Genomic DNA, 5,968 nt, shown 5'->3' on the forward strand with positions numbered 1-5,968 from the left:
CGCGGCCGCGCGCGCGCCGGGCTTCAGGGCGCGGGTGAAGAAGGCGTTGAAGCTGGGGTAGCTGCGCGGGTCCGGGTTGGCCGCTTCGGCCAGGTTGACGTTGAACTTCTCCGTCACCGTATCGATCAGCCAGCGCGAGAGGCGCGGGTTCTGCGAGTAGGCCAGCGAACGGGCCATCGAGGAGAGCAGGCGATGCGGCAGGACGTAGCTGAGCGTTGTTACCAGACTCATGGGGCGGTTTTCTCGGTGAGCTTGAGCAGGTCGGTGGCGATGGCCTGCGGGTTGAACGGTGGACGCATCAGCCGGCCAGGCGGCCCTGCGGATCGAGCACGGCGATGCTGGCCGAGTGATCCATGCTGTAGTCATCGGGGTTTTCATCGAAATGCTTGCCGGGGGACTTCTGGAACACCATGCCCAGCGAGGTGGCAAAGCGCTCCAGCGAGGGGATGTCGGCCGTGGCGGCAATCGTGTCCTTGTGGAAGGCGTGGGCGTACTCGCCCAGCCGCGCCGGGGTGTCCCGTTCCGGGTCCACCGAAACCAGCACTACGCGCGGACGCAGGCTGTCGGGCAGGGATTCCCATTGCTTCTGCGCGGCGGCCAGCTCGGTCAACGTGGTCGGGCACACATCCGGGCAGGAGGTGAAGCCGAGGAAGACCAGGGTCCAGTGCCCGCGCAGCTCGCCGGGAATCAGGCGGGTGCCGTCGGACTGGGCCAGATCAAACTCCGGCAAGGTGCGCGGCGTGCCGTAGAAGATGATCGAGCTGTCGCCCCCGACCGGGGTCTTGCCGGGGCCGAACACCTTCTGCGCCAGGACCAGACCGAGGCCGGCGGCCAGGGCGATGGCCAGGATGATGCCGACATTGCGATTGAACATGGGCGGTTTTTCCGTACAGGTGCCAGGCGTCGCAGCAGGCGCTCGGCCATGGGCAGGACCCGGGAGTGTAGGGGATTGCAGTGGCCCACCAGCACGCGAGGGCGCGGTTTGCCGTCGGATTCGGCGCCTGATGGCGGGTGTTGCCGAAGTTTCGGCTGCAACTGGGCGCTCAATATACCGGGCACGCGCCTATAATCGCAGGCCATTCTGTACTCCTGTATCGCCATGACTGCCCAAGCGGCCGCTGAACTCCACACGATCGTCGATCTGATCCGCTACGGCGCCAGTCGTTTCAATGCCACCGGCCTGACCTTCGGTCACAGCTATGACAACGCGTTGGACGAGGCGACCCAGCTGGTCCTGCACAGCCTGCACCTGCCGCCGGACCTCGGCCCGGCCTATGGCTCGGCGCGCCTGCTGCAGGAAGAGCGCGAGCAGGTGCTGGCGCTGTTCCAGCGCCGTATCGATGAGCGTCTGCCGGCGGCCTATCTGACCGGCGAGGCCTGGTTTGCCGGGCTGAGCTTCAAGAGCGATGCGCGCGCGCTGGTGCCGCGTTCGCCGATCGCCGAGCTGATCCTGGGCGGTTTCGAGCCGTGGCTGGCCGGCCGTGAGGTCACCCGTGCACTGGACCTGTGCACCGGTTCGGGCTGCATCGCCATCGCCATGGGTCACTACTACCCGAACTGGCAGGTGGATGGCAGCGACATCAATGATGCCGCGCTGTCGCTGGCCCATGAGAACAAGCAGCGCCTGCTCGCGCACAACGTCGAAATCATCAAGTCCGACCTGTTCGACGGGCTGGAAGGGCGCGTCTACGATCTGATCGTCACCAATCCGCCGTACGTCACCAACGACGAGACCGATGCGCTGCCGCAGGAGTATTCGCACGAGCCGGATCTGGCGCTGCGCGCCGGCGACGACGGCCTGGACCTGGTGCTGAAGATCCTGCGCGACGCGCCGGAGCATCTCACCGAAGACGGTCTGCTGATCTGCGAAGTGGGTGATTCCGAGCAGCACCTGATCAAGCTGCTGCCGGAAGTCTATTTCGCCTGGATCGAATTCAAGGTCGGGCAGATGGGTATTTTCGCCGTCGAAGCGGCCGAACTGCGCGCCCACCACGCGCGTATCGCTGAACTGGCCAGCGTCCGCTGAGGGCGCCGGTTTCACAGAACAACGCCGGTGGTATCCACGCCGGCACGCAGGCGTCTGCAAAGGTCGTGCATGTCCAGTAACTCGTTCGGAAAGCTGCTTACGGTCACCACCTTCGGCGAGTCACACGGGCCGGCCATCGGCTGCGTGATCGACGGGTGTCCGCCGGGACTGGAGATCAGCGCCGAAGAGTTCGCCCACGATCTGCAGCGCCGGGCCACCGGCAAGAGCCGCCACACCTCGGCGCGGCGCGAAGCCGACCAGGTGGAGATCCTGTCCGGTATCTACGAGGGCAGGACGACCGGTACCCCGATCGGTCTGCTGATCCGCAACACCGACCAGCGCAGCAAGGATTACAGCACCATCGCCGCGCAGTTCCGTCCTGGCCATGCCGATTACAGCTACTGGCAGAAGTACGGCATCCGTGACCCGCGCGGTGGTGGCCGCTCCTCGGCGCGCGAAACCACCATGCGCGTGGCCGCCGGCGTCATCGCCAAGAAGTGGCTCAAGCAGCGCTATGGGGTGAGCGTGCGCGGCTATCTGTCGCAGCTGGGCGAGATCGTCCCGGCGGGGCACGACTGGAGCGCGGTCGAGGACAATCCGTTTTTCTGGCCCGATGCCGCCCAGGTGCCGGCGCTGGAGGCGTACATGGATGCGCTGCGCAAGTCCGGCGATTCGGTCGGTGCGCGCGTGACCGTGGTCGCCGACGCTGTGCCGCCCGGTTGGGGCGAGCCGATCTACGGCAAGCTCGACGGCGATATCGCCGCGGCACTGATGAGTATCAACGCGGTCAAGGGCGTGGAGATCGGCGACGGTTTCGCCAGTGCCGCGCAGAAGGGTACCGAACACCGGGACCTGATCACCCCGGACGGCTTCCAGTCCAACCATGCCGGTGGAATCCTCGGCGGCATCGCCACCGGCCAGCAGATCGTCGCGTCGATGGTGCTCAAGCCGACCTCCAGCCTGCGCCTGCCCGGTGCCACCGTGGACACGGGCGGCAACGCGGTGGAGGTCATCACCACCGGTCGCCACGATCCGTGCGTCGGCATTCGCGCCACCCCGATCGCCGAGGCGATGCTGGCGCTGGTGCTGATGGACCAGGCCCTGCGCCACCGCGCGCAATGCGCTGATGTGGGCGAGATGACACCGCGTATTCCCGGCAGTGTCGATGGCTGAGCAGCGGCCACGCGTCTGGGTATCGCAGCCCCTGTTCGACGATACCGTCGCGCAGCTGGGGGCGTACTGCGATGTGGTGGCTACCCCGGAAGTCACCGCGCACGACAGTGCCGCATTGGCCGCGCAGCTGGCAGGCATGGACGGTGCGCTGGTCACGCTCAACGACCGTATCGGTGCGGCGGAAGTTGCCGGCGCGGCGCGCCTGAAGGTCATCGCCAATGTCGGCGTCGGCTACAACAACCTCGATATCCCCGCGTTGAGTGCGGCCGGCATCCTCGCCACCAACACGCCGGATGTGTTGACCGAAACCACGGCCGATCTGGGATTTTCCTTGCTGATGGCGGCGGCGCGGCGCATCGTCGAATCCGACCGCTGGCTGCGTGAAGGCCAGTGGGGGCAGTGGTCGTTCACCACCATGCTCGGTGCCGATCTGCATGGCAGCACGCTGGGCATCCTGGGCATGGGGCGGATCGGCCAGGCGATTGCTCGCCGCGGCCACCAGGGCTTCGGCATGCCGGTGCTGTACCACAACCGCTCACAACTGCCGGCCGAGCAGGAGCAGGCCGTCGGTGCGCGCTACGTCGGCTTCGATGAATTGCTGGCCCGTGCCGATCATCTGCTGCTGGTGCTGCCGTATACCGCGCAGAACCACCACATCATCGATGCCGCTGCGCTGGCGAAGATGAAACCGACCGCCACGCTGGTCAACATCGCCCGCGGCGGCATTGTCGATGAGCGGGCGCTGGCCGACGCACTGGCCAACGGCCGGCTGGCTGCAGCGGGGCTGGATGTCTACGAGAACGAGCCACAGGTGCCCCCAGAACTGCTTGGCCTGCGCAATATCGTGCTGACCCCGCATATCGGCAGCGCCTCGCTGGCCACGCGCCGGGCGATGGTGCAGCTGGCGGTGGACAATCTGCTCGCCGGCTTGGGGCTGGGGCCGGATGCCGGCCATCCGGCCAATGCGATCAATGCCGACCTGCTGACCTCCGGTGCGGCGCGGCTGGCTGTTGCCCGCAGCAAAACCATCATCAAAAAACGGTAGGGAGCCTCCGCGGCGGTTCGCCGGAGGTTCCCCGAACCTGGCTCGACGTGTGTCCCCCCTCTCCCTTTTTTCGAGTGCACCCCATGAGCAATGAAGCCCGTCGTTTCCATGTAGCCGTTGTTGGCGCCACCGGCGCGGTCGGCCAGACCATGTTGTCGATCCTGGCCGAGCGCAACTTCCCGATCAGCACGCTGACCCTGCTTGCTTCCGAGCGTTCGGCCGGCCAGCAGGTCGACTTTGAAAGCGACAAGATCACCATCCAGGACCTGGCCACGTTCGACCCGGCCGGCGTCGAGATCGCCCTGTTCTCGGCCGGTGGCGGTATTTCCCGGGAATTCGCGCCCAAGTTCGCCGCTGCTGGCGCCGTGGTGATCGACAACTCCTCCACCTTCCGTTATGACGATGACGTGCCGCTGGTGGTGTCCGAGGTCAACCCGGAAGCGGCGAAGAACCGTCCGCGCGGCATCATCGCCAACCCGAACTGCTCGACCATGCAGCTGATGCCGGTGCTGGCGCCGATCCACCGCGAATACGGCATCGAGCGCGTCAACATCGCCACCTACCAGTCCGTGTCCGGTGCCGGCCAGACCGGTATGGAAGAACTGGGCAAGCAGACCGCGCAGCTGCTCGGTTTCCAGGAGATCGAGCCGAGCAAGTTCCCGGTGCAGATCGCCTTCAACCTGATCCCGCATATCGACGAGTTCCTCGACAACGGCTTCACCAAGGAGGAAATGAAGCTGGTCTGGGAAACCCGCAAGATCCTCGGCGACGACAGCATCCTGGTGAACCCGACCGCGGTGCGGGTGCCGGTGTTCTACGGTCACTCCGAGGCGGTGAACATCGAGACGAAGAAGAAGATCAGCACCGAGCAGGCACGCGAACTGCTGTCCGCCGCACCGGGGGTGAAGGTGGTGGACGAGCGCAAGGCCGGCGGCTATCCGACCCCGGTCACCCATGCCTCGGGTACCGATCCGGTCTATGTCGGCCGCATCCGCGAGGACATCTCGCACCCGCGGGGGCTGAACATGTGGGTGGTGGCGGACAACATCCGCAAGGGGGCCGCGCTCAACGCCGTGCAGATCGCCGAGCTGGTGGCCGCCGGCGGGTGATCGGAAACAGCGGGGCCGGCCCGCCTGGCCGGCTCGCGAATCGGCACCTGTTTCCTGCGGTATTCGAAATCGGGGCGAGCCGTTATATTGGCTCCATGAAAAATAGGGGCAGGAGCGCCATGCGCTCGATACAAGGCGTGCTTGTTCTCATCCTGCGCTGTTCAGCAGCGCCGCGATGGCCTTGGGGCTGGGCGACATCCGCGTGCTGTCCAAGCCGGGCCAGCCCTTTCTGGCGGAGATCCCGATCATTTCCAGCGATCCGGGGGAGCTGGAAAACGCCACGGTTGGTCTGGCTTCGCCGGTCACCTTCGAACGTGTGGGCCTGGCCCGCCCGCAAGGACTGGTCAGCGAGTTGCAGTTCCAGTTCGCGCAGGACCGTGAGGGACGTGCGGTCATCCGCGTTACCAGCGCCGCGCCGGTACAGGTGCCGGCGCTGGGCTTCCTGATCGAAGTCGATTGGGGCCAGGGGCGGCTGGTGCGCGAATATTCGGCATTGGTGGCCGCGCCGGAAACCGCCACCGCGGTGGCCGAGCCGGTGATTGAAGCCCCGGCGGCGGCACCTTCCAACCTGATCGTGCGCGAGCCCGAACCGCTGCGCGAAGCGCCGCTGCCCAA

At 66.3% G+C, this 5,968-nt stretch carries 4 protein-coding genes and 3 pseudogenes; 5 read left to right on the plus strand and 2 right to left on the minus strand.

The genetic code is table 11. The features are described 5' to 3' along the window. Both JCM9942_RS09745 and JCM9942_RS09750 read right to left on the minus strand, forming a co-directional pair. Positions 1 to 231, minus strand: a pseudogene (locus tag JCM9942_RS09745) (archaetidylserine decarboxylase); the annotation flags it as partial. Beyond that, a pseudogene (locus JCM9942_RS09750) lies at positions 228 to 874 on the minus strand (SCO family protein). The pseudogenes JCM9942_RS09745 and JCM9942_RS09750, both read right to left, overlap by 4 nt. Positions 875 to 1,099: 225 nt before the next feature. On the opposite strand from JCM9942_RS09750, the gene prmB reads away from it, so the two are divergent. The 5 genes and pseudogenes from prmB to JCM9942_RS09775 form a co-directional block, all read left to right on the plus strand. Further along, complete coding sequence (gene prmB, locus JCM9942_RS09755; protein ID WP_054659337.1) at positions 1,100 to 2,026, plus strand: 50S ribosomal protein L3 N(5)-glutamine methyltransferase; 927 nt, start codon at positions 1,100 to 1,102, stop codon at positions 2,024 to 2,026. Between the two features lie 69 nt (positions 2,027 to 2,095). Beyond that, the gene (gene aroC, locus JCM9942_RS09760) at positions 2,096 to 3,199 is read left to right on the plus strand and encodes a chorismate synthase (RefSeq protein ID WP_054659339.1); all 1,104 of its coding nucleotides are present in this window, start codon (positions 2,096 to 2,098) and stop codon (positions 3,197 to 3,199) included. Beyond that, positions 3,192 to 4,244: a 2-hydroxyacid dehydrogenase gene (locus JCM9942_RS09765; RefSeq protein ID WP_054659340.1), complete on the plus strand. Its 1,053-nt coding sequence runs from the start codon at positions 3,192 to 3,194 to the stop codon at positions 4,242 to 4,244. Before aroC ends, JCM9942_RS09765 begins: the two co-directional genes overlap by 8 nt. A gap of 83 nt (positions 4,245 to 4,327) precedes the next feature. Then, entirely contained in the window at positions 4,328 to 5,353 is a 1,026-nt protein-coding gene (locus JCM9942_RS09770; protein ID WP_054659342.1) for an aspartate-semialdehyde dehydrogenase, read from the plus strand. 95 nt (positions 5,354 to 5,448) lie between these two features. Further along, positions 5,449 to 5,968: pseudogene (locus tag JCM9942_RS09775) on the plus strand (type IV pilus assembly protein FimV); the annotation flags it as partial.

Origin of the sequence: Stenotrophomonas pictorum JCM 9942, from assembly GCF_001310775.1 — a bacterium.
GTDB lineage: Bacteria > Pseudomonadota > Gammaproteobacteria > Xanthomonadales > Xanthomonadaceae > Stenotrophomonas > Stenotrophomonas pictorum.

Bases quoted from the DNA above. Each gene is read 5' to 3' on its own strand.
- prmB (WP_054659337.1), top strand. From the start codon at position 1,100: ATGACTGCCCAAGCGGCCGCTGAACTCCACACGATCGTCGATCTGATC.
- aroC (WP_054659339.1), top strand. From the start codon at position 2,096: ATGTCCAGTAACTCGTTCGGAAAGCTGCTTACGGTCACCACCTTCGGC.
- JCM9942_RS09765 (WP_054659340.1), top strand. From the start codon at position 3,192: ATGGCTGAGCAGCGGCCACGCGTCTGGGTATCGCAGCCCCTGTTCGAC.
- JCM9942_RS09770 (WP_054659342.1), top strand. From the start codon at position 4,328: ATGAGCAATGAAGCCCGTCGTTTCCATGTAGCCGTTGTTGGCGCCACC.